The 22,083-nt window shown below is 64.0% G+C and carries 19 protein-coding genes; 11 read left to right on the forward strand and 8 right to left on the reverse strand.

Annotation, left to right across the window (positions count from 1 at the left end; genetic code table 11):
• Positions 1-73 precede the first annotated feature (73 nt).
• The 5 genes from P6U23_RS37370 (at position 74) to P6U23_RS37390 (ending at position 7,355) form a co-directional block, all read left to right on the forward strand.
• Positions 74-3,478, forward strand: coding sequence for an acyl-[ACP]--phospholipid O-acyltransferase (locus P6U23_RS37370; protein ID WP_407177281.1), 3,405 nt, complete (start codon positions 74-76; stop codon positions 3,476-3,478).
• A gap of 255 nt (positions 3,479-3,733) precedes the next feature.
• Positions 3,734-4,204 carry a MarR family winged helix-turn-helix transcriptional regulator gene (locus tag P6U23_RS37375; protein WP_407177282.1) on the forward strand — a complete coding sequence of 157 codons (471 nt, stop codon included), beginning with the start codon at positions 3,734-3,736 and terminating at the stop codon, positions 4,202-4,204.
• 3 nt (positions 4,205-4,207) lie between these two features.
• Entirely contained in the window at positions 4,208-6,265 is a 2,058-nt protein-coding gene (locus P6U23_RS37380) for an FUSC family protein (RefSeq protein ID WP_407177283.1), read from the forward strand.
• Positions 6,262-6,471, forward strand: coding sequence for a DUF1656 domain-containing protein (locus P6U23_RS37385; RefSeq protein WP_407177284.1), 210 nt, complete (start codon positions 6,262-6,264; stop codon positions 6,469-6,471). The genes P6U23_RS37380 and P6U23_RS37385 overlap by 4 nt, the downstream gene beginning before the upstream one ends.
• The gene (locus P6U23_RS37390; RefSeq protein ID WP_407177285.1) at positions 6,468-7,355 is read left to right on the forward strand and encodes an efflux RND transporter periplasmic adaptor subunit; all 888 of its coding nucleotides are present in this window, start codon (positions 6,468-6,470) and stop codon (positions 7,353-7,355) included. Before P6U23_RS37385 ends, P6U23_RS37390 begins: the two co-directional genes overlap by 4 nt.
• Positions 7,356-7,520: 165 nt before the next feature.
• Here P6U23_RS37390 and P6U23_RS37395 read toward each other — a convergent pair whose 3' ends face one another.
• Entirely contained in the window at positions 7,521-8,429 is a 909-nt protein-coding gene (locus P6U23_RS37395; RefSeq protein WP_407177286.1) for an alpha/beta fold hydrolase, read from the reverse strand.
• 166 nt (positions 8,430-8,595) lie between these two features.
• Here P6U23_RS37395 and P6U23_RS37400 point away from each other — a divergent pair, with 166 nt between their 5' ends.
• Positions 8,596-9,462 (forward strand): LysR family transcriptional regulator, encoded by an 867-nt coding sequence (locus P6U23_RS37400; protein WP_407177287.1) that lies wholly within the window; start codon positions 8,596-8,598, stop codon positions 9,460-9,462.
• Positions 9,463-9,489: 27 nt separating this feature from the next.
• Here P6U23_RS37400 and P6U23_RS37405 read toward each other — a convergent pair whose 3' ends face one another.
• The 4 genes from P6U23_RS37405 to P6U23_RS37420 form a co-directional block, all read right to left on the reverse strand.
• A complete protein-coding gene (locus P6U23_RS37405) occupies positions 9,490-10,371 on the reverse strand; it encodes a glycosyltransferase family 2 protein (RefSeq protein ID WP_407177288.1) in 882 nt (293 codons plus the stop codon).
• Positions 10,372-10,379: 8 nt separating this feature from the next.
• Positions 10,380-12,056 carry a glycosyltransferase gene (locus tag P6U23_RS37410; protein WP_407177289.1) on the reverse strand — a complete coding sequence of 559 codons (1,677 nt, stop codon included), beginning with the start codon at positions 12,054-12,056 and terminating at the stop codon, positions 10,380-10,382.
• Between the two features lie 236 nt (positions 12,057-12,292).
• Positions 12,293-13,717, reverse strand: coding sequence for an ATP-binding protein (locus tag P6U23_RS37415; RefSeq protein WP_407177290.1), 1,425 nt, complete (start codon positions 13,715-13,717; stop codon positions 12,293-12,295).
• Positions 13,714-14,442 carry a response regulator gene (locus P6U23_RS37420; protein WP_407177291.1) on the reverse strand — a complete coding sequence of 243 codons (729 nt, stop codon included), beginning with the start codon at positions 14,440-14,442 and terminating at the stop codon, positions 13,714-13,716. The genes P6U23_RS37415 and P6U23_RS37420 overlap by 4 nt, the downstream gene beginning before the upstream one ends.
• 416 nt (positions 14,443-14,858) lie before the next feature.
• Here P6U23_RS37420 and P6U23_RS37425 point away from each other — a divergent pair, with 416 nt between their 5' ends.
• The 3 genes from P6U23_RS37425 to P6U23_RS37435 all read left to right on the forward strand — a co-directional run bounded on the left by P6U23_RS37425 (position 14,859) and on the right by P6U23_RS37435 (position 18,520).
• Positions 14,859-17,216, forward strand: coding sequence for an LPS-assembly protein LptD (locus P6U23_RS37425; RefSeq protein WP_407181713.1), 2,358 nt, complete (start codon positions 14,859-14,861; stop codon positions 17,214-17,216).
• Between the two features lie 200 nt (positions 17,217-17,416).
• On the forward strand, positions 17,417-17,542 hold the full coding sequence (locus P6U23_RS37430) for a hypothetical protein (protein WP_407177292.1): 126 nt from the start codon (positions 17,417-17,419) through the stop codon (positions 17,540-17,542).
• 63 nt (positions 17,543-17,605) lie between these two features.
• On the forward strand, positions 17,606-18,520 hold the full coding sequence (locus tag P6U23_RS37435) for a hypothetical protein (protein WP_407177293.1): 915 nt from the start codon (positions 17,606-17,608) through the stop codon (positions 18,518-18,520).
• Positions 18,521-18,559: 39 nt separating this feature from the next.
• Here P6U23_RS37435 and P6U23_RS37440 read toward each other — a convergent pair whose 3' ends face one another.
• Positions 18,560-19,000, reverse strand: a complete 441-nt coding sequence (locus P6U23_RS37440) for an SDR family oxidoreductase (RefSeq protein WP_407177294.1) — start codon at positions 18,998-19,000, stop codon at positions 18,560-18,562.
• The gene (locus tag P6U23_RS37445; protein ID WP_407177295.1) at positions 18,984-19,532 is read right to left on the reverse strand and encodes an SDR family NAD(P)-dependent oxidoreductase; all 549 of its coding nucleotides are present in this window, start codon (positions 19,530-19,532) and stop codon (positions 18,984-18,986) included. The genes P6U23_RS37440 and P6U23_RS37445 overlap by 17 nt, the downstream gene beginning before the upstream one ends.
• 159 nt (positions 19,533-19,691) lie before the next feature.
• Between P6U23_RS37445 and P6U23_RS37450 the strand changes: the two genes are divergently transcribed.
• Positions 19,692-20,633: an alpha/beta hydrolase gene (locus P6U23_RS37450; protein ID WP_407181714.1), complete on the forward strand. Its 942-nt coding sequence runs from the start codon at positions 19,692-19,694 to the stop codon at positions 20,631-20,633.
• Between the two features lie 68 nt (positions 20,634-20,701).
• The gene (locus P6U23_RS37455; RefSeq protein WP_407177296.1) at positions 20,702-21,382 is read left to right on the forward strand and encodes a class I SAM-dependent methyltransferase; all 681 of its coding nucleotides are present in this window, start codon (positions 20,702-20,704) and stop codon (positions 21,380-21,382) included.
• A 120-nt stretch (positions 21,383-21,502) separates the two neighbouring features.
• Here P6U23_RS37455 and queD read toward each other — a convergent pair whose 3' ends face one another.
• Complete coding sequence (gene queD, locus P6U23_RS37460) at positions 21,503-21,859, reverse strand: 6-carboxytetrahydropterin synthase QueD (RefSeq protein WP_407177297.1); 357 nt, start codon at positions 21,857-21,859, stop codon at positions 21,503-21,505.
• Between the last annotated feature and the right edge of the window lie 224 nt (positions 21,860-22,083).

The raw sequence follows: 22,083 nt of genomic DNA on the forward strand, positions 1-22,083 counted from the left end.
CTCACGCAACTTGCAACTCGATTAACGCAATGGCAATTCCAAGTTGCTCGGCCGAGAAAAGACAGGACCAGTCATGATCAAGCAGTTGATGTCGTCCCGCCGGTTCGCCCCGCTGTTCTGGGCGCAGTTCTTTTCCGCACTCAACGACAACGTCCTCAAAAATGCGCTCGTCATCATCCTGCTTTATAGCGCGACCGTCGGACACGGCGACGCGCTGGTGACGGTTGCGGGCGCGGTGTTCATCTTCCCGTTCTTCATCCTCTCGGGACTCGGCGGCGAGCTCGCCGACAAATATGTGAAATCGATCGTCGCCAGGCGGCTGAAATTTGCGGAGATCTTCGCGGCCTGCTTCGCCGCCGCAGGCTTCTTCCTGCACTCGGTGCCGTTTCTGTTCATCGCGCTCGCGCTGTTCGGGATCATCGCCGCGCTGTTCGGCCCGGTGAAATACGCGATGCTGCCCGACCAGCTCACAGTCGGCGAGCTTGCGACCGGCAATGCGCTGGTCGAAGGCGCGACCTTCCTTGCGATCCTGCTCGGCACCATCGCCGGCGGGCAGTTTGTTGCGGGATCGACGCATATGGGCCTGGTGTCGTCCGCCGTCGTGCTGCTGGCGCTGCTCTCCTGGGCGTTCGCGTCCCGCATCCCGGTGACCCAACCCTCCGCCGCCGGGCTTGCCATCACCGCCAATCCGTGGACCTCGACCGTCCATTTGCTGAAGACGCTTTATGCCGCGCAGCGGCTGTGGGACGGCATGATCATCGTCTCCTGGTTCTGGCTGGTCGGCGCGGTCGTGCTTTCGCTGCTGCCTGCCCTCGTCAAGGACACGATCGGCGGCACCGAAGGCGTCGTCACGCTCTGCCTTGCGGTCTTCGCCATCGGCATCGCGGCCGGCTCGCTGTTTGCCGCGCATCTGTCTCACGTGCGCCCCAATCTCGCACTGGTGCCGATCGGCGCCATCATCATGGGGATCGTCGGTCTCGACCTCGCTTGGGCGATCGGGCAGACGACGCGCGGCGCTGAGATCACGCCGGCCGGCTTCGCCACCTCACTCGGCGGCTTCCGCATGCTGGCCGACTTCGTCATCTTTGCCTTCGGCGGCGGACTCTTTGTCGTCCCCTCCTTCGCGGCCGTCCAGGCCTGGTCGGAGCCGTCCGAGCGCGCCCGCGTCATCGCCGCCGGCAACGTGCTGCAGGCCGGCTTCATGGTGGTGGGCTCGCTGTTCGTCGCCCTGCTGCAGGCGCAGGGTCTGCCGATCGCCTGGATCTTCTTCGGCCTCGGTATCGCCAGCTTCGGCGCGGTCTGGTTCGTGCTGCGCAAGTGGGGCAAGGAAGGCGTACGCGATTTCGGCGCGCTGGTGTTCCGCGCGCTATTCCGCACCGAAGTGCGCGGGCTGGAGAATCTGCCGCCGGCAGGCACGCGCATGCTGATCGCGCCCAACCATGTCAGCCTGATCGACGGTCCGCTGCTGCACGCGATTCTGCCGATCGATGCGAGCTTTGCGGTCGACACCGGGATTGCGAAAGCCTGGTGGGCCAAGCCGTTCCTAAAGATGATCCGGCACTACACCATGGACCCGACCAAGCCGCTCGCTGCGCGCGAGCTGATCAAGCTGGTCGCCGCCGGCGAGCCGGTCGTCATCTTTCCGGAGGGCCGCCTCACCGTCTCCGGTTCGCTGATGAAGGTCTACGACGGCACCGCGATGATCGCAGACAAGGCCGATGCGCTGGTCGTTCCCGTGCGCATCGAGGGCGCGCAGCGCTCGCATTTGAGCTATTTGCGAAACGGGGAGATCAAGCGCGTCTGGTTTCCCAAGGTGACGATCTCGATTCTGCCGCCGGTAAAATTATCGGTGAACGAGGCGCTCAAGGGCAAGGCGCGGCGCAACGCCGCCGGGGCCGCCTTGCAGGACGTGATGATCGACGCCATCGTCAAGACCGCGCTGCTGGACCAGACGCTGTTCCAGGCGCTCGCACATGCCTATCGCGACCGCGACACCGGCAAGGTCGTGATCGAGGATCCGCTCGGCACCAGGCTTACCTACCGCAAGCTGATCACCGGCGCGCAGGTGCTGAGCCGCAAGCTGGAGAGCGGAACGGCGATCGGGGAGAATGTCGGCCTCCTGCTGCCGAATTCGGCCGGCGTCGCCGTCGTCTTCATGGCGCTGCAGAGCATCGGCCGCGTTCCGGCGATGCTGAACTTCTCCGCCGGCCCCGTCAATGTGCTGGCGGCGATGAAGGCGGCGCAGGTCACGACCGTTTTGACGTCGAAGGGCTTCATCGAGAAAGGCAAGCTCGACAAGCTGATCGCCGCGATCTCGGCGGAAGCGAAGATCATATATATCGAGGACATTCGCGCGGCCGTCGGCCTCGCCGACAAGCTGCGCGGCCTTCTCGACGGCACCAAGCCGCGCGTGGCCCGCGACGCCAACGACCCGGCGGTCGTCCTGTTCACCTCGGGGTCGGAAGGCACGCCGAAGGGCGTGGTGCTCTCTCACCGCAACATTCTCGCCAACGCGGCGCAGGCGCTGGCGCGCGTCGACGCCAATGCCAACGACAGGGTGTTCAACGTGCTGCCCGTGTTCCATTCTTTCGGGCTGACGGGCGGGATGATGATGCCCCTGCTCGCAGGCATTCCGATCTACATGTATCCGTCGCCGCTGCATTACCGGATCGTGCCGGAATTGATCTATCAGACCGGCGCCACCATCCTGTTCGGCACTGATACCTTCCTTAGCGGCTATGCGCGCTCGGCGCACGCCTATGACTTCCGCACGCTGCGTCTCGTGCTTGCCGGCGCCGAAGCGGTGAAGGATCGCACCCGGCAGATCTATATGGAGCGCTATGGCGTGCGCATCCTAGAGGGCTATGGCGTCACCGAGACCGCGCCCGTGCTCGCCATGAACACGCCGATGGCCAATCGGCCGGGCACAGTGGGGCGCCTGTCGCCGCTGATGGAATATCGCCTCGATCCCGTGCCGGGCATCGACGACGGCGGGCGCCTGTCCGTGCGCGGCCCGAATGTGATGCTGGGCTACCTGCGTGCGGAGAATCCGGGCGTGCTGGAGGCGCTGCCTGATGGCTGGCATGACACCGGCGATATCGTCAGCATCGACGAGGCCGGATTCATCACCATCAAGGGGCGCGCCAAGCGCTTCGCCAAGATCGCCGGCGAGATGGTGTCGCTGTCCGCGGTGGAAGCCATGGCTGCGACATTGTGGCCGCAAGCCATCTCGGTCGCCGTCTCCGTCCCCGACCAGCGCAAGGGCGAGCGCATCGTGCTCCTGACCACCCAGAAGGAGGCGGACCGCGCCGCGATGCAGCGGCAGGCGAAGGCGACAGGCGCGTCCGAACTGGCGGTTCCTGCCGTGATCCAGGTGGTCGACAAGGTGCCGCTGCTCGGCTCCGGCAAGACCGACTACGTCGCCGCCACGGCCCTCGCCCGCGAGATCGCGGCGCCGACGGAACGGGAAGTGGCGTGAGCCGCGGATCGCCCGCCCCTGCTGCCATCGGCCAGACCATCGCGTTCCCTATCGGAGGGGCGCTTCAGTTCCAACGCCACGTAAAACCACACGCGGCGCTGCATCCAGCGATGCCCGCCCGAGAACCTGTTCCCGGTCAACGGCGAGGCCTCGGGCCCTGAGCACGTCCTATCCCTGATCGCTTTTTCGTGAGGTTCGGGCAAATTCGCCATCCATTCCATTGCATCCTAATCGTTAGCATCCTATCTAATTGGCATGGTTCTTTCTCAAACAACGATCCATGCTGAAATGGGTTTGCTGATTGCACGGCTGGCGCGCCTGTGGCGACGCGAAGCCAATCAGGCGCTCGCCGATCACGGGCTGTCCGAGGCCACCGCGCTTCCGCTCCTGGTGTTATCGCGTCGGGGTAAGCTCGTCCGCCAGGGCGTGCTTGCCGAAGAGATGGGCATTGAGGGGCCGTCGCTGGTCCGGCTGATCGACCTGTTGCAGGCCGAGGGCCTGGTGGAGCGCCGCGAGGACCCGACCGACCGCCGCGCCAAAATCCTGCATCTCACGCCGACGGGCGAAGCTAAGGCCAATGAGGTCAACCGCGTCCTGCGCCGCGTCCGCGCGTATCTGCTGAAGGACATCGGCAGCGACGAGCTTGTGACAACATTCGAGGCCCTGCTGAGCATCGAGCAGCGTGCCAATCGGTTGCACGAGGCCGCAGAGGCTGCGGGGGCTTAAGCCGTGCGTTCCGATCAATCTTTCCTGGTCCGCCATGCGGACCTCATTTTTGCGTTCAAGACCTTCCTGGCGGCGGCCCTGGCGCTCATCGTCGCGCTTTGGATCGACCTGCCGCGCCCCTACTGGGCGATGGCGACCGTGTACATCGCCTCGCAGCCGCTGGCGGGCGCGACGAGTTCGAAAGCGTTCTACCGGGTGCTCGGGACATTGATCGGCGCGACCGTTACCGTCGCCCTCGTTCCCAACCTGGTCGACGCTCCCGAACTGCTTTGCCTCGCCGTCGCGCTCTGGGTCGGCTTGTGCCTTTATTTATCGCTGCTCGATCGCAGCCCGCGCAGCTACGCCTTCATGCTCGGCGGATATACGGTCGCCCTGATCGGTTTTCCCGCCGTTTCCGACCCCGGCAGCATCTTCGATACGGCGCTGGCGCGGGTCGAGGAGATCTCGCTCGGCATCATCTGCGCGACCCTGGTGTCGACCATCGTGCTGCCGCGCAGCGTCGCGCCCGCGGTCACCAGCCGTGTCAACAATTGGCTGTCCGACGCAAGGCGCCTCAGCCAGGACGTGCTCGCAGGCCGCGGCGACGAGCCGGCGCATCGGGCGCAACGCCTGCGGCTTGCCACCGACGCGAACGAAATCGACGCGCTTGCCGGTCACCTCGCCTATGATCCGCTCGCGGATGCGAACGCGGTGCGCGGCCTGCAGGCGCTTCGCCTGCACATGCTGATGTTGTTGCCGCTCCTGGCCTCCATCACCGATCGGATCGCCGCGCTTGGCGACCGCCTGCGGGCCTGCTCGCCGCAATTGCCGCGCCTGCTTGATGATCTCCGGCGCTGGCTTTCGTCCAGTGCCGGCGAACGGCAACCGGCCGCGACACTGCGCACTGCGATCGCCTCGCTGCGGCCGAAGCTCGATGCTCAATCCTCCTGGGATCAGATCACGGCGGCAAACCTGCTGATGCGATTGCGTGAGCTCGTCGACGCTTCGGAGGATTGCCGCGCGCTCAACCGCGCCATTGCGAACGATGAAGACGTATCGCGCCTGCAGCTAGCGTTCCGGCCGGAAGCTAGCGTTGCCCCGGCGCGGCATCGCGACCACGCCCTGGCCTTGTGGTCGGGCGCGGGCGCGGCCATCGCCATCCTGATCTGTTGTGCGTTCTGGATCGCGACCGGCTGGGTGGACGGCGCATCGGCGCCGATGATGGCGGCGGTCGGCTGTTCTTTTTACGCCGCGCAGGATGATCCGGCGCCAAGCATCCGCAGCTTCGCCTGGTGGTCGCTGGCTTCGATCGTTGTGGTCGCGGTCTATCTGTTCGCGATCATTCCCGGAATCTCGAAGATCGAGGTGCTGATCGCCGCGCTGGCGCCGACCTTCATCCTGTTTGGTTACCTGATCGCCCGGCCCCAGACGGCCTTTGCCGGCTTGCCGCTCGCCGTGAACTCGGCGACCCTGCTGGCGCTGCAATCGAACTACGACGCGGATTTTGCGACTTACGCCAATTCGGCGATCGCATTCCTGCTCGGCATGGCGGCGGCTGCGGTCATCACCAGGCTCGCCCGGTCGGTCGGAGCCGAGTGGGTCGCGCGTCGCCTGATGAAGACCAACTGGACGACGCTTGCGCTCACGGCCGAGCGGCGCGGCCAGAACGATCGGGCCCGTTTCTTCGGTGTGATGCTCGATCGTCTCGGCCTCCTGGTGCAACGCTTCGCCGTCATCCCCGAGGTCGATCGCCGCGATGTTGACAGTCTGACCCAGCTCCGGGTCGGCCTCAACATCATCGATCTGCGCCGCGCCCGCCACGAGCTGACGCCGGAGACGCTCGCTGCGATCGACGACATGCTGGATCAGCTTGCGCTCGCCTCTCGCGCGCATGTGTCCGGGCCGCTGCCGGAGGAACTGCTCGCGCGCATCGATGGCGCGCTGGCGGAAGCGCTCAACGAGCCCGACAGCGAGGCGAGGAAGGACGCGCTGATCGGCCTGATCGGCATCCGGCGCGGACTGTTCCCGCAAGCCTCGGCCTATCGGCCTCAATCGCCCAATCCATGGAGTCTCGCCGCATGAGATATGAAATCGATATCTATGGCGTGCTCGCGCCCGCGCTCCTGCTGTGGCTGGTCATCGCCTATGGCCTAAGCGCGCTGCTGCGCCGGAGCTTACGCAAAACGGGTCTCTACCGCCTGGTCTGGCATCCCGCGCTGTTCGATCTGGCGCTGTTCGTCTGCCTCCTCGGAGGCGTTGTCTATCTGTCTTCGGAGTATCTGTCGTGAAGAAGCTGTTCGCCCTGCTTGGCCGCCTTGCCTTCACAGGCATCGCCGTCGCGGCGGCCGTCGTGGTCGCTATCCATCTGTGGGGCTACTATGTGGACGCGCCCTGGACGCGCGACGGCCGCGTGCGTGCCGATATCGTCCAGGTCGCGCCTGATGTCTCGGGTCTCGTCACCGACGTGCTGGTGCGCGACAACCAGAAGGTCCACCGCGGCGACGTCCTGTTCCGCATCGACCGGGCGCGTTTCGCGCTCGCTTTGCAGCAGGCCGATGCCGTCGTCGCGAGCCGCCGCGCGGCGCTGGATCAGGCCGACAGCGACTTGAAGCGCTACCGCGCCTTGACCACCGACGCCGTTTCCCAACAGAAGCAGGAGCAGGTGCTGGCGACGCAACAGGAGGCCCAGGCCGCCTATGATCAGGCGGTCGCCGATCGTAACCTCGCCCAGCTCAACCTCGATCGCAGCGAGGTGCATGCATCGGTGAACGGCACGATTTCCAACATGGACCTGCGTCCCGGCACCTATGTAACGGCCGGCAAAGGCGTGATGGCCCTGGTCGATAGCGATACGCTGCACGTCGAGGGCTATTTCGAGGAGACCAAGCTGCCGCGTATCCACGTCGGCGACGAGGTCAGGATTCACCTGATGGGCGACAGCGGCCGCCTGACCGGGCATGTGGAGAGCATCGCCGCCGGCATCGAGGACCGCGACCGCGCCGAGGGGACCAGCCTGCTTGCCAACGTCAACCCGACCTTCAACTGGGTGCGCCTGGCGCAACGCGTCCCCGTGCGCATCGCGCTCGATCGTGTTCCCGAGCATACCGGGCTTGTGGCTGGCCGCACCGCGACCGTCGAGGTGATCGGCCCGAACGGCAAGCAAGCGCTTTAGATCATCCGGCAATTCAGTTGTAGAGTCGGATGAGCGCCTTCGATTAGGTCTCGTCATTGCGAGGAGCGAAAGCGACGAGGCAATCCAGATTGCATCCGCGGAGAAAGTCTGGATTGCTTCGCTTGCGCTCGCAATGACTCCGGAGTTTGGCGCGCGTCCTCTCGCTCAGTCTGCGGCCGCAACCTGCTTCTCGATGATGCTGGCGACGCGCACCGGCGTTTCCAGCATCGAATAATGACCGGCATCGTCGATCATCTCGAAGCTCGCCTGCGAATAAGCGGCGGCGAACGCATTGTGCGAGGCCTCGCCGCGATAGAACGGGATGTCCTGCGCCCCGTTCACCACAAGAAGCGGCGCGGCGAGCCGCTTCGTGTCGTCGGTGATGGCTTCGCTCGTGAACATCTTCAGATAGCCACGCATTGCCTCCACCGTGGCGGCCTCGCGCGCAATCCTGAGCTTGCGCGTGAGCCAGCCCTCGCCATAGCGGTTGGAGGTGCGGGCCGTGATCGCGCGCGCGGCCGCCGCGTCTTCGTCGATCACGGCATTCAACGCCTTCATCGCCGCCTCATCGGCGTGAAAGCCCGTCGGCGGCACCGGGGAAAACAGCGTCACGCTCTGGACGCGGGCTGCGGCTTGCAGCGCGATCTTCTGCGCGACGAGGCCCGACATCGAATGCCCGATCAGGTGGAAACGGGAGAACGCGAGATGATTGGCGGTGCGCAGCACATCAGCGGCGGCTTCATCCAGCGTATAGCTGCCGCTCACCGCGCGTGACCAGCCATAGCCGCGCAGGTCCATGAACACCAGCGTTTGGCGCGCCAGGTCGAAATAGGGCAGCGTCGGCTCCCAATTGACGTGGTCGCCGAGCCATTCGTGCAGCACCACGCAGACCGCAGGACCCTTGCCGATGCGGCAATAGCCGAGCCTGTCGGCCACCGCCAGTTGCGGCTCCGGCCAAGGGGATGGCGGCACAACCGCGCTCGGCTTGGCTGCTTCTTCCGCGCCGGCCGGAGCGCCCACCATGGCGGCAGTGGCACTCAAACCCAGCACCTTCAGGAGATTGCGACGCTTCATGTGATTCCTGCCCCCGATAAGGCTTCAATGCGCTTTCCGCGTCCATAGCCTGCCGACGTGCGAGCTGAGAAATTGATTTCTGCAATCGTCTCATTGATAAATCTCATTTCGACCGCTTCCTCGCTGGGCTCGTCCGCCAGCACCGCCGTTCCCCGGAGTTTTGCCCATGCCGACGACCCTCGATATCGACACGCTGCGGTCCCTGATCGCCATCGTGGAGCTCAAGAGTTTCTCGCGCGCCGCCGAGCGGCTCGGCCGCTCGCAATCGGCGATCAGCCTGCAGATCGCACGGCTCGAAGGCCTGGTCGGGCATCCCCTGCTTGAGCGGTCGCGGGGGCGGGTCATCGGCCCGACGCCGCGGGGCGCCGCACTGGTCGCGCATGCACGGGAGATGGTCGCGCTCAACGAACGTGCGGTCGCGGCGATGCGCGGGCCGGCCTCGGGCGAGCGGATCAGGCTGGGCCTGCCGGCGGATTTCCTGGAGCGCGATTTCTCGTCCGCTCTCGAAGAGATTCGGCTCCGCTATCCGAAAGCGCAGCTCTCGCTGCGGACCGACGTCTCCGCGCGGCTTAAAGAAGACCTCGGCCTCGGCCGGCTGGATCTTGCGCTCTTCAAACGCGCGCAGTCGAATGAAGCCGGCGCCGCGATCGCGTTCGAGCCGATGGCATGGTTCGGCCGCCCCACCGCGTTCGCGCGAGGCGATGGCGCGGTGCCGCTGGTGGCCTTCGCGGAAGGCTGCGCCTATCGCGACGAGGCGCTGCGCAGCTTGCGACAGGCCGCGCGCGACTGGACCATCGCCTGCGAGGCGCGCAGCCTTTCGGCGCTGGTTCACGCGGTGAAGGCCGGCCTCGGCTACGCCGCGCTGCCGGAGAAACTCGGCGCTCGCAAGTCGCTCGGCCGCGCCGATGGGCTCACGGACGAACTGCCGGAGCTGAACCCGGTCGAGCTCGCCCTCGGTATCGCCGAGCGCTGCGAGATCCCGTTCGCGCGCACTGTCGGCACGATCATCACCGAGCGCTGCGCGCTGGCCTGACGCGACATCTCCAACCACCGATCGCCTTCAGCCCGGCGCCGGCGCGTGGACCCTGCGCAACAGCTCGTCGAGGTCTATGACCGTCTCCGACGCATGCTCGCGCAACTCGCGAAGGTCATAGGCGAGATTGGCAATCGTGCCCAGGCCGACCTTGCCCTCGGACAGATCCCTGCGCAGGAGTGCGTTGAGGATACTCGCCTCCACCGCGCTGTGGCTCTGAACGCCCGCCAGCACGGAATTGCCAAACTGCTCGCCCGCATCCGCAGGCCGCAGGTGGTAATTCGCCAGAACGCGCGGAACGAGCTGGATGTCGAAGCACGACAACAGCCGCATGTAGAAATCCCAATCGCCGAGCACCGGCAGATCCTCCCGGTAAAAGCCCAATTGCTCATGCACGCTGGCACGGTAGAGCAACGAGATTGGCGGAATGAAATTCCGCGACGCCATCCGGAACAGCGTGACGTTCTGCATCCAGCTATTGAAGGGACGAACACCCTTACGGGCAATGGTGCCGTCGAACACGACCTCGTCGACATATTGCGCGTGACAGACCACGCCCGCCACCGACGGCGGGTGGCGATCGATCGCAGCGACCATGATCTCCAGAAAAGCGCCGTGCCAGCTATCGTCATCGTCGTGAATGACGACGAGATCGCCGCGCGCCGCCTTCAATCCGGCATTGGCGGCCGCCCACCGCCCTTGGGACGTCGCGTGGTGGACGACCGCGACACGACTGCGAACGACATCGGGCACCTGCGCCAACAACTGCTCGAGCGCCGGCGCATCGCCGCCATCATTGACGATGATGATTTCCCAATCGCGAAATCCCTGCTGCTGAACGCTGAGAAGGCTGCGCGCAAGGAAGACCAGGCGATCCTTGGTGCGGATGATGACGGAAACGCGGGGCATGGTGCCATCTAGCTCGCCGGCATGACCGCCATCTCCCGATTGCCGGCGGCCGGCGCCGGCTTTGCCGCTGCCTTGTCGAGAACAAGCAGGGTTTTCTCCGCTCCGATCTGCTGCAAGCGATAGGTGACGATTTCGGTCAGGGCCAGATCGAGCGAGAGGGCTGCCTTGCGATAGGCATCCAGGGAGCGCCATCGCACATGCTGTGCATCGCTCGGCGCTTCCGGAAAATGCTCGAGCACCAGCAGCCGGCCGCCGGGCTTGAGATTTCTTGCGAGCGCCTTGAGGCCGCGCTGCCACAGATCGTCATCGACAATATGAAAGAGGACATCGAGGCAGATGATGGCATCGACCGGCGACAGCGGCACCTGATCAAACGCCCCCGCGATGAAGGTTCCGCCCGGCACGCGGGCGCGAGCCTGGACGATGGCCGTCTTGGAGAAATCGGCACCGATGACCTTGAAGCCGAGATCGGCGCAAACCGCGCTCACCACGCCGGTGCCGCAACCGGCGTCGAACAGAACGCGTCCTTTCGGGTCGGGAAACTTCGCAAGCAGAGCGGAGCGCAGATGATCGGCGTTGACGGCGTAGTCCTGCAAGTTCTGGATCTCGCTCAGTCCGATATGGCCGACGCTGCGGATCGACCCCTTGAGCTGTTCATGCCGGGCCTCCCAATAGCTTTGCGGATCGAAGGCGGCCGGACCTTCCGCGAGCAGCCGGCGAACGGCTTCCATTTGGCGAGCGATCGAATAGCGGTCGACGACGAATGCACGGTAGCCGTTCGGCCGCACCTGGCGAATGCGCTCGACCGCTTGATCCACGGTCGCGAACAGCGCCTCCGCCGGCCAGGTCCTGGCGGCGCCAGGATAATTGTGGACCACCGGCCAGCAGCCGCTTGCCATGGCCTCGCCGATGTTCATGCCGAAGCTCTCATAAAGGGTGGTCGAGAGCAGCACGCCCTTGTCGCGATACCAGGCGTCGATGTCAGCAATGCGCCCATAGAAGGTGATGGAGCGCCCCAGCTCCATCTCGCCGACGAGATGATCCAGATATCGCGCCGTGCGCGGGCAAATCACCTCGCCCGCCACATGCAGGTGATAATCCGCATCCAGATCGACCAGGCGCCGCAAGATTTGCAGCGCGAGCATCGGGTTCTTCTTCATCGCGACGTCGCCGACCCAGGCGATGCGGCGAGGATCGCCGGCGCACGGGCCAGGTGCAAAGCGATCGCAATCGATGCCGTTGGAAATCACGGAATGCCTGACGCGGCGCGGCAGGTCCGGCATCTGCTTCAGCAATTCGTCGCGAATATCCTCACTCACGAAGATCAAGTGATCGACGGCTTCCCATTTCACCTGGTGCGGGAAGCGTCCGTCGATGACCTCGGTCGAATGCAACCGCACGATGACCTTCTTGCCATGCCCGCGCATGTTGAGCTTGTTGGTGGCCCAGACGGCAGGTTCGAGACACCATTCCAGCCAGACGATATCGGCCCACGCAATGGCCTCGATCAGAGCGGCTTCCTGGCGTGAGTTCGTGAAACGGATGTCGTAATCCGACTCCAGCGCAGCCATGATGTCGCGCAGGAAGGAGATATCCCGCGACTTCAAGGCATCGATGAAGGCGATGCGCGGACGTCGGCCGCTCCCGGTAGGGCCGGCGTGCGGCAGAGGAACCTGGTGATGCATGACAAGATCGGTTTTGCGCGGCCGAAAGCAGCCTCAAGACTGATACGTCGAACCGCTTTGGATCAGGCGGGAAAAATGGGGTGGCGAAATTCACAGCCATGGGCGTTCTCGCGGCGCAGAACGCGTCCGAGTGTTGCCGATCTCGCGGCTCTCGATAACAGAGGGCGCGGGAATGCCTGGTGCTGGCTGCCATTGAACTGACTGGCCCGCCAGCCAATAGCCCCGATGCACCCGCGCTAAGCCGGCAGCTCGATGAGAGCGCTCAACCCACCGCCGTCGCGGTTCTTGAGCGTGACATCACCGCCATGTTCGCGGGCGACCGTTCGGGCGATGCTCAAGCCCAGGCCGACGCCTGCCTTGGCCGGATCGCGCGCGGGCTCCCGTCTATAGAACGGTGCAAAAACCTTCTCTTGTTCCTCTGAGGGAATGCCCGGCCCGTCGTCATCGACAATGATGACGACGCGATCGGTGTGGTGAACGATGTTCACGCGTGCGTGTCCCCCATATTTGACCGCGTTGTCAATGAGGTTCGCGACGGCTCGACGAACGAGGGTCGGCCGGCAGGGAACATCGATGCCGCGCCGCTCGGAATACGAGACCTTGCCACCGGCATCCTCAACGTCTTCGCAAACATCCCCGACCAGGACACCGAGATCGACAAGCGTTCGCGGCTCCTGGCGAGCGTTGTCGTGAGCGAAAGCCAATGTGGATTCGATCATGGCATTCATGGCTTCCAGGTCGTCGAACATCTTGCGTTGTTGTTCGCCGTCCGCAACCAGCTCGGCACGCAGGCGCAGCCGGGCCAGCGGCGACCTCAGATCGTGCGAGATTGCAGCCAGCATCTGAGTCCGGTCCTCCAGAAAGCGCTGCAGCCTAAGCTGCATGCGGTTGACCGCCTCAATCGTCGCGCGCAACTCCTGCGGCCCACGCAGGGTAAGAGGGGGCGCCGTCAAATCGGTGCCGAGCCGCTCGGCAGCGCTCGCGAACTCCCTGATCGGGGCGGCAAGGCGACGCGCTGTCCAGGCCGAAACCAGCCCCGCAACCACGACAATGGAAATCAGGAGCAGGATCAGTCCGTACCCGGCTCCCATGGGATAATTGGCAATGGTGACCGTAATCCGCCGACCGTCCGGCAAAGCTGCCTCGATGACGGCGGCGCCGCCTGACGTCTGGTTGGAATGGTCGGGGCCGCCAGGCCCTTGGTCGTCGACCGACACACGCCGGGCGCTCACCCGTATCGGCGGCGACATCGTTTCTAGCTGGATTTGAACCAGCTCGCGGAGCCTATCAAGGTTCTCATCCACGCCAGTCACGGTATCCGATCGCGCCGGCGCATCGAGTGAAACCTGCATGTCGGGCTCTGCGACACCCGCGACGATGCTCTGCTGTCGGGATCGAGGCACGGACGCCACTGAACGTATGATCACCGCAATTCTGCCGGAAAGCATCATTGCATTGCCCCGGGAATTGATGACGGCGAAGTTGGATTTGGAGATCATGACGTGGGTGCGCGCACCGTCGTCCGCACCGCTCTGCGCGTAGCCGTAGTAACTGACAACCAGGCTAAGCCCGATTGCCGCCAACAGCCCGAGAACGATGGCAAGGACGATTGCGACCGCGATCCTCGCTGCGATGCTGTTCAGCCGCGCCGGCATCATCATGATGCCGGCACCACAGAAACGTTTGCAGCGAACACATAGCCGCCGCTGCGCACAGTCTTGATCAGCGTCGGCGACTTCGGATCGGGTTCGATCTTGCGGCGAAGCCGGCTGACCTGCACGTCGATGCTGCGGTCGAACACACTGGCAGACCGTCCGCGAGAGAGGTCGAGCAGTTGGTCACGCGAAAGCACCCGTCGCGGCCGTTCGGCAAATGCAAGAAGTAATTCGAACTCGCCTGCCCGTAGCGGCACGAGGACGTTTTTCGCGGAATAAAGTTGACGATGAGTCACATCCAGGCGCCAGCCCGCAAATTCAAGAATGCGCTTTTGATCGGCTGACGCGGCAGCTTCGGCCGCGCCAGCACGGCGAAGCACGGCGCGGACCCGGGCCAGCAATTCACGCGGATTCGCGACCTTCGCAAGATAGTCATCCGCGCCCATTTCGAGGCCTATGATCCGATCCACTTCATCGCCCATCGCCGTTAGCATGATGATCGGCAATGTGCTGGTTGCACGCAGGCGGCGGCATAACGCCAGGCCATCCTCGCCGGGCAACATCAAGTCGAGGATCACGAGGTTGATGCGTGACGCTTCCAGGATCGTGGCCATCTCGCTCCCATTATGCGCAATGGAGACGCGATAACCGTGCCGGCTGAAAAATTTTGACAGCAATGAGCAAAGCTCTTTGTCGTCGTCAACAATAAGAAGGTGTGGTGCAGCGTTCATGACGCTGGAATTCCCGCGCAGGCTTCACATTCGGATTTGGCCCCGATTTATGGGCCCATTTGCAGGAGTGTCACCTGCGATTTGAGCGTTTTTTGGCAGCCGATTTTGTAACCTTACGTAACCTGCGGCCCCCGGTGCAACACTCTGCAACAGTTCGGGGCATTTTGCGCTTTTGCGGACATCAACGCTCGGAGTTGACGAGTTAAGAGAGCGCGCCACACCAGGCAGACGCGAGATGTTTGCAGCATCTGCGGAATCGATTCCCGACCACCGAGCGGTCGGATGGGTGCGCATTGAGGCCGGCGTTGAAGTCCTGGATCGCAGGCTGCGTTCCGCGCGGGAAGCAGACCGTACAACATCTGATCGCCTCCCGGCCTGCGCTCCGGGCCTGGCTGGTCGTGGCTGCTTTGGTCTTCATGACGGCCTCGATCTTCGAAATTTCGATCACCACCCCCGCCTCCGCGCAAGGCTTCACCTACAACCCGCGCCCGGCGCGGCCGGTGCCGCCGCGCGTTGCCAACGACAACCAGATGTTGGTGCAGGCCAACGAGGTGGACTACGACTACAACAATTCGCGGGTGTCGGCGGTCGGCAACGTGCAGTTGTTCTACAACGGCACCAGCGTCGAGGCCGACAAGGTCATCTACGATCAGAAGACCAAGCGGCTGCATGCCGAAGGCAACATCCGCATGACGGATGCCGATGGCAAGATCACCTATGCCAACATCATGGATCTGAGCGACGACTATCGCGACGGCTTCGTCGATTCGCTGCGCGTCGACACCGCGGACCAGACCCGGATGGCGGCGACCCGCGCCGATCGCTCCAGCGGCAACTACACCGTCTTCGACAATGGCGTGTACACCGCCTGCGCGCCGTGTAAGGACGATCCGAAGAAGCCGCCGCTGTGGCAGGTCAAGGGTGCGCGCATCATCCATGACCAGAGCGAAAAGATGCTGTATTTCGAGACCGCGCAGCTCGAATTCTTCGGCGTCCCGCTCGCCTATATGCCGTATTTCTCGACGCCGGACCCGACCGTGAAGCGCAAGTCCGGCTTCCTGATGCCGACCCCGTCGAACGTCTCGAGCTACGGCTTCGGACTTGAGATCCCCTATTTCTGGGCGATCGCGCCCGACTACGACGCGACCTTCAGCCCGCGCATCACCTCCAAGCAGGGCGTGCTGCTCCAGGCCGAATTCCGCCAGCGCCTGCTCGACGGCTCCTATCAGGTCCGGGCCTATGGCATCGACCAGCTCGATCCGGGTGCCTTCGCCGGCCAGCCTGGCGACCGCCAGTTCCGCGGCGGCCTGGAGACCAAGGGCCAGTTCGCGCTCAACGACAAATGGGTCTGGGGCTGGGACGGGGTTATCCTGTCGGACTACTACTTCATGCAGGACTATCGGCTGGCGCAGTACCGCGACCCGATGGCCTCCTTCATCAACCTGCCGACCGAAGCAATCTCGCAGCTCTATCTGACCGGCGTCGGCAACCGCAGCTTCTTCGACCTGCGCTCGATCTATTATCTCAGCTTCTCGGGCAACCAGCAGCAGGTGCCGGTGATCTGGCCGGTGCTCGACTACTCGAACGTCTTCAACCACCCGATTCTGGGCGGCGAGGTCAGCTACAAGACCAATTTCGTCAATCTGACGCGCAACGACGCCGTGTTCGACCCGATCACGACGCAGGCCAACCTCAATGGCCTGTGTACGCTGACCTCCGCCGATCCGCTCGCGCGCACGCCCTCGCAATGCCTGCTGCGCGGCTTCCCCGGAACCTATACGCGCTTGACGGCGGAAGCGCAGTGGCGGCGCTCGTTCACCGATCCTCTGGGCCAAATCTGGACACCGTTTGCGATCCTGCGAGCGGATGCGATCAACGCCGACGTGTCGAATCAACCCGGCGTGTCGAACTTCCTGCCGGTCGGCGACACCCAGGCGCTGCGGGCGATGCCGGCCGTCGGCTTCGAATACCGCTATCCCTTCATCAACGTCGAGCCTTGGGGCTCGACGACGATCGAGCCGATCGCGCAAGTCATCGTCCGTCCGAACGAGACCTATGCCGGCAAGCTGCCGAACGAGGACGCGCAGAGTCTGGTGTTCGACACCTCGAACCTGTTCAGCGTCGATAAATTCTCCGGCTACGACCGCGTCGAGGGCGGCGGCCGCGCCAATGTCGGCGTGCAGGCGACGACGCAGTTCGACCGCGGCGGCACCGTCAAGGTGCTGTTCGGGCAATCCTACCAGCTCTTCGGCCTGAACTCGTTCGCGGTCCGGGACGAAATCAACACCGGCGTCGATTCCGGCCTGGAGCGGACCGCCTCCGACTATGTCGCCAGCGTCGACTATTCGCCCAACCGCACCTACACGTTCAGCGTCCGCTCCCGCTTCGACGAGCAGACCTGGAACGTTCAGCGCTTCGAAGCCGAAGCGCGCGCGAACTTCGATCGCTGGTCGGTGAGCATGCTGTACGGCAATTACGCCGCGCAGCCGGACCTCGGCTACCTGACGCGCCGCGAAGGCATCCTGGGCTCGGGCTCGGTCAAGGTCGCGGCGAACTGGGTGGTGACGGGCGGCGCGCGCTGGGACCTCGAGGCCAACAAGATCAACCAGTACACCATCGGCGCCGGCTATGTGGACGACTGCTTCGTGCTGGCCGCCAACTACGTCAGGTCCTACAATTATGCGATAGGCGCCGCACCGCCGGTCCTCAATGAGGCTTACATGCTGCAGATCGGACTGCGGACGATCGGAAACGTTTCGATTCCTTTGCCTTAAGATCGAAGCCCGCGAAAATGCTCGCGCCACGCCTCCTCGTCCATTCCATCAAACTTCGTTAAGCGGCGCCCGTCTCACAGCGACGATGCCCGCCGATGATTGCGATGTGAGCCACTTCACACCACCAGGTGCGGATTTCAGTTAGCCTCGAGCCCGTTGAGGCGAGTGCCGTGCTCTATCTGCAGAATCTGGAGAGTGGCATGTGCAAGATCAGGACCTTTGCAATCCTGGCAGTGATGCTCACCGGGGCCTTGGCCGTCACACCGGCATCGGCCTGTCCGGTCGGTTATGCCAAGTGCGGCATGGCCTGCTGCCCCGGACGCTGAACGACGCTGACCATTGAGAAGCGCACGCGAGTCCAGGGAAGCGCGTGGACCCAGGAGGCGATCATGCAAACCATCACAGTGCTCGCATTTGCTGCGACGTTGACCACGGCGGCAGCAGCGCCGGCCGCGTACTATCTGGCGGCGCCCAGCGAAGATCCGCTTGCCGACACCTTGCGCGACTATGGCTTCGTGCCGATCCGTCCGCCGTCCAACCTGATGCATGTTGGATCGCTGTACTACGTCGATCCCGAGGTGAAGCACTTCAACGCGATCTGCGATGCCGATCCGGCCGACCTGGAGGGGCAGGTCGTCTCATCGCGGAGTTGGGAGATGCAGCAGAGTCTGGAGACACGGGGGCGCTTCGCCACCGGCGTGAAGGTCGACCTCGGCTGGCTGCTGAACGGCGGCGCCGACAAAGAGTATGTCGTGAACGTACGCTCGTCGCTGACGGACGTCGTCCTTGAGGAGATCCCGCTCGGCCCGAACTGGTCCATCTTCGCAAAGATGATGGAGAAGCCGCAATGCAGCCAGGTCGCGATGCAATATATCCACGCCGGCGGCTATGTCTGCCAGGGGCAGAAGATCCTCAAGGCAACGGCCGAGTTCAAATTGGACCGCGACGCTCAGAGCAGGCTTGAGACGAGCGCGACTGCCAAGGCCGAGAAGGTCAAGGACATCGTCAAGCTCGCGGTGGAATCGCAGAGCGACCAGAGTGTCGTCGACAAGGAAGGTCGACTGCTTGCTGGCGCCGCATTGGAATACGGTGTCTCGATGAACCCGATCTGCCTGGCGCCGCCCGACGGCCGCTTCCAACGTATCCTGCCGCGGACGAAACTGGGCCGCATGGAGAACTTCGTACTGTTCAATATCATCGAGCCGATCCTGCCAGGGCACGATGGTGTGGACGTGGCGCAGGGGCCACGGGATAAGGAGCGAGCTCAGCAAGGCACCGGGCGGCAGACCGCGCTGAACCGATAGCGCGACCGGCCGCCCCTGCAAGTTGATCCCTCGGATGCGCTAGCCTCGATCAGGCCATTCACTCGTCGGCCTGATGCTGGTGTCTGCAGCGCCAGCCCACGCGGCCGGCGAACTTGCCGCTTGGGCCGCATGATCGGCCGCCAGGCTCGTATTCCATCTCGATGCGATGATGCGGCGGCCTGAGACGTTGTTCGACGCATTCGATGCCAACCAGACAACGGGCGCCGCCATGATTTCGGGAGGTAGGAGCGCTTTGGGATCTCCGACATCCGCCGCCATGCGGGTTGCTGTCGCACCGCCCGGCAGCAACACATTTGCTGTCACACCCGCAGAGCTCAACGAGGTCGCGAGCGCTGCAACGAAGGCCTCACCCGATGCTTTGGTCATTCCGTACATGACGTGGCTGGGCCGCAGCATCGTATCGAGACTGGTGCTGATGAAGACGATTCTTCCCCATCCGCGCTCAATCATCCCGGGCATGACCAGGCGCGTCAGATTGATCGGGGGCGAAAGTGTTGATCTCGAACAGCCGGCGCATCTGAACCGACGTGACGTCGAGCGGGCGCCCCGCCGGCGGGTTGGGAATGCCCGCGTTGTTGATCAGGATGTCAACCCGCCCGAATGTCGCGACGGCCGCATTGAAGAGCACGGAGAGCTGTCGTTCATCTGCGAGATCAGCGGTTGCGAGCGCCGGACGATCGCTCGCCCCACTCTCCCTTCGCGTTTCCTCAAGTGAAGCGGCGTCCGTTGACGTCAGAAATACGCTGTGGCCGGCCTCGAGCAGGGGCAAGGTCATCACCCGGCCAAGACCTCTGCCCGCGCCTGTTATCAAAGCCACACGCATGATGGTTGCTGTCCTGCGCAGGGTGGACGACTTGCCATCGCCCGCACAATGATTGCGACGACAAGCGAACGACGGTCGCGACCCAAACCAATCGTCTTGGCATCGGTTCCTGCTCCAATCTCTCCACAAGTGGAACGCCGCCACCGATACGTACCGCCGCCCGCCCATTTCTCGCCGCCATTATCATTCACGGAACTGGCGAGGGGCTGGTCCTATGGCAGGCGGTGTTCCCTTGGGGTTCTCTGTGTGATCGTCCCACATTTGCTGCAAGATGAAATCGTTGTGTCCCGCCGCAGGTTTCTGGGCGGGCTTTCGTCGCTCGCCAGCATGCTCGCGCTCGGCGGATGCGCGGGCTTGAGCGCGACGGGTGCGCAATTCGATGCTTCATCGCTCTCAGTCCAGCCCACATTGCTGGTCGCAACCACGCGCAATCGGGTGAACGGCGGCCGTGCGAAGCCCTGGTTCGGTCCGGAGCGCGCGTCGACCATGACGATCGCGCGAGCGAAGCTGGTGCCGCCGGACGGCGGCCGTCTCTCGCTCGCCGCGGTCGGACTTGCGGATTGGCGTATTGACGACGTCGAACCAGAGCCGGGAGAGGTCAGCGATCTTCTTGCGCAAGCCGGCGGCGGAGGAGACGTCCTGATTTACGTGCACGGCTTCAAACAAACCTTCGAGACAGCCGCGCTCGATGCCGCACGCCTTTCCGACGGAATCAAGTTCCGCGGCCGGACGATGGTCTTCTCCTGGCCATCCAAGGCGGGGTTGTTCGATTACGGCTACGACCGCGACAGCGCGATGTGGTCCCGCGACGCCTTTGAACGCGTGCTCTCTTCGATCGTGTCGACCGCCGGCACCGGCCGCCTCCACGTCGTCGCGCACAGCATGGGAACCATGCTGGCGCTCGAAAGTCTGCGTCAGCTCTACGCGCGCTATGGCGACACTGTGACCGGCAGGATCGGCGCCGTGGTTTTCGCCGCGCCCGATATCGACATGGACGTGTTCTCGTCGGCAGTGAGCAGCATCGGTCCGCTCGCCGGCAAGATCACCGTCATCAGCGCAACGAACGATCGCGCGCTCGCGCTGTCGGGGCGAATCGCGGGTGGAATGACCCGCGTTGGCGCCGCCGAGAAAGCCGCCATCGAGCGGCTCGGCGTGCGCGTGATCGATGCATCCGATGCCGGCTGGGGCATCATCAACCACGATCTGTTTCTGTCGAATGAGGAAGTTCAGCGGGTCATTCGCCGCGCGATCGATACGACGGCCGCGTAAGCCCGGTCTTGTGCATGCCAGAACCCCTACTGAGCTTCTCCTGACCTGCAATCCCCGGAGTTGGCGTGGTGGACGAGCGGATAGACCCCTTCTCGAATCCTGAGGCCGTGGCCCGGTACGCCGAAGGGCCGCCACGAAACGTGCCCGGCTACGACGCCATGCAACGCATGACCACGCTTCTGCTTGCAGAGCGTGTTTCGGAAGATGCCCGAGTCCTGGTCGTCGGCGCCGGTGGCGGGCTGGAGTTGAAGGCGTTTGCCGAGGCTCATCCGCGTTGGAGGTTCGACGGCGTTGATCCGAGTGCCGAGATGCTGAAGCTGGCCCAACGGACCCTGGGACCGCTCGCCTCGCGCGCGACCCTCCATCAGGGCTACATCGACGATGCGCCGATCGGTCCGTTCCATGCGGCGACCTGTCTTCTGACGTTGCACTTCCTGACTCTCGAGCAACGACGACGTACGGTGGCCGAAGTTTACCGCCGTCTGAAGCCTGGCGCGCCGTTCGTGGTCGCACACCTCAGCATTCCCCAAGGTGAAGAGCGCGCGCTTTGGCTGTCGCGATACACGGCATTCGTGGTCGCCTCCGGCGTCGATCCCGACAAGGCGGCGAACGCCCGCGCGGCGATCGAGACGCAGCTAACCATCCTCACGCCAGAGCAGGACGAAGCAATGCTGCGTGAAGCGGGCTTTTCGAACGTCAGCCTGTTCTATGCCGGCTTCACCTTCCGCGGCTGGGTTGGCTACGCCTGATGCGATCCGACGCGAGCGTCGATGGCCTGCGCTATGGAGCGGGCGCCCCCGCAAAGACTGGTTAAATCGGAAGGAGAAGATCTGGTACAAAGGACCGCAACCGGTCGCGGCGCGTGGTCGTTACCGCCCCTCATATTCGGCCCAGCAATCCGCCGTCTCATAGACCCGAACAGCGGAGAGCTGTCGAAGACTCGGCTTCAAGCGGTCCCATATCCAGATCGCGATGTTCTCGGCGGTCGGATTCTCAAGTCCCCCGACGTCATTCAGGCATCTGTGGTCCAACGCGCCCACGATATCGGCGAAGCATCGTTCGACGTCGAAGAAGTCCACGACGAAACCGGTGCGCGGATCCACCGGTCCGCTCAACTGAACCTCGACCCGGTAGGAATGACCGTGCAGCCGGCTGCAGCGGTGCGTCTCGGGCACGTTTGGCAGCCGGTGTGCAGCTTCGAATCTGAATGCCTGCGATATCTTCATCTGGTTCCTGACACGGCGCGCCCGATCCGTGGCCTGCGACCGGCAACCAGATGCTGCGCTGTTGACCGGCATCGAAGAATGGCGCGCCGCACCGGGCGAAGATGACAACTACCTCTACGCTATAGCCCTCTAAAATCACACTCGGAAGCACAGCGCAATTTCGCTGAGATTACGGCGAGTTTCCGATCTGTTGGCTCAGATCTCGTGCGAGAGACCGTCGCAAG

Source organism: Bradyrhizobium sp. STM 3562, assembly GCF_045571435.1.
Taxonomy (GTDB): domain Bacteria; phylum Pseudomonadota; class Alphaproteobacteria; order Rhizobiales; family Xanthobacteraceae; genus Bradyrhizobium.

Coding starts and splice junctions, on each gene's coding strand:
- P6U23_RS37430 (WP_407177292.1), top strand. CDS start 17,417: ATGTGCAAGATCAGGACCTTTGCAATCCTGGCAGTGATGCTCACCGGG.
- P6U23_RS37400 (WP_407177287.1), top strand. CDS start 8,596: ATGCCGACGACCCTCGATATCGACACGCTGCGGTCCCTGATCGCCATC.
- P6U23_RS37445 (WP_407177295.1), bottom strand. CDS start 19,532: ATGGGCGGGCGGCGGTACGTATCGGTGGCGGCGTTCCACTTGTGGAGA.
- P6U23_RS37385 (WP_407177284.1), top strand. CDS start 6,262: ATGAGATATGAAATCGATATCTATGGCGTGCTCGCGCCCGCGCTCCTG.
- P6U23_RS37405 (WP_407177288.1), bottom strand. CDS start 10,371: ATGCCCCGCGTTTCCGTCATCATCCGCACCAAGGATCGCCTGGTCTTC.
- P6U23_RS37410 (WP_407177289.1), bottom strand. CDS start 12,056: ATGCATCACCAGGTTCCTCTGCCGCACGCCGGCCCTACCGGGAGCGGC.
- P6U23_RS37415 (WP_407177290.1), bottom strand. CDS start 13,717: ATGATGATGCCGGCGCGGCTGAACAGCATCGCAGCGAGGATCGCGGTC.
- P6U23_RS37435 (WP_407177293.1), top strand. CDS start 17,606: ATGCAAACCATCACAGTGCTCGCATTTGCTGCGACGTTGACCACGGCG.
- P6U23_RS37395 (WP_407177286.1), bottom strand. CDS start 8,429: ATGAAGCGTCGCAATCTCCTGAAGGTGCTGGGTTTGAGTGCCACTGCC.
- queD (WP_407177297.1), bottom strand. CDS start 21,859: ATGAAGATATCGCAGGCATTCAGATTCGAAGCTGCACACCGGCTGCCA.
- P6U23_RS37420 (WP_407177291.1), bottom strand. CDS start 14,442: ATGAACGCTGCACCACACCTTCTTATTGTTGACGACGACAAAGAGCTT.
- P6U23_RS37425 (WP_407181713.1), top strand. CDS start 14,859: ATGACGGCCTCGATCTTCGAAATTTCGATCACCACCCCCGCCTCCGCG.
- P6U23_RS37370 (WP_407177281.1), top strand. CDS start 74: ATGATCAAGCAGTTGATGTCGTCCCGCCGGTTCGCCCCGCTGTTCTGG.
- P6U23_RS37450 (WP_407181714.1), top strand. CDS start 19,692: ATGCTCGCGCTCGGCGGATGCGCGGGCTTGAGCGCGACGGGTGCGCAA.
- P6U23_RS37440 (WP_407177294.1), bottom strand. CDS start 19,000: ATGCCCGGGATGATTGAGCGCGGATGGGGAAGAATCGTCTTCATCAGC.
- P6U23_RS37375 (WP_407177282.1), top strand. CDS start 3,734: ATGGTTCTTTCTCAAACAACGATCCATGCTGAAATGGGTTTGCTGATT.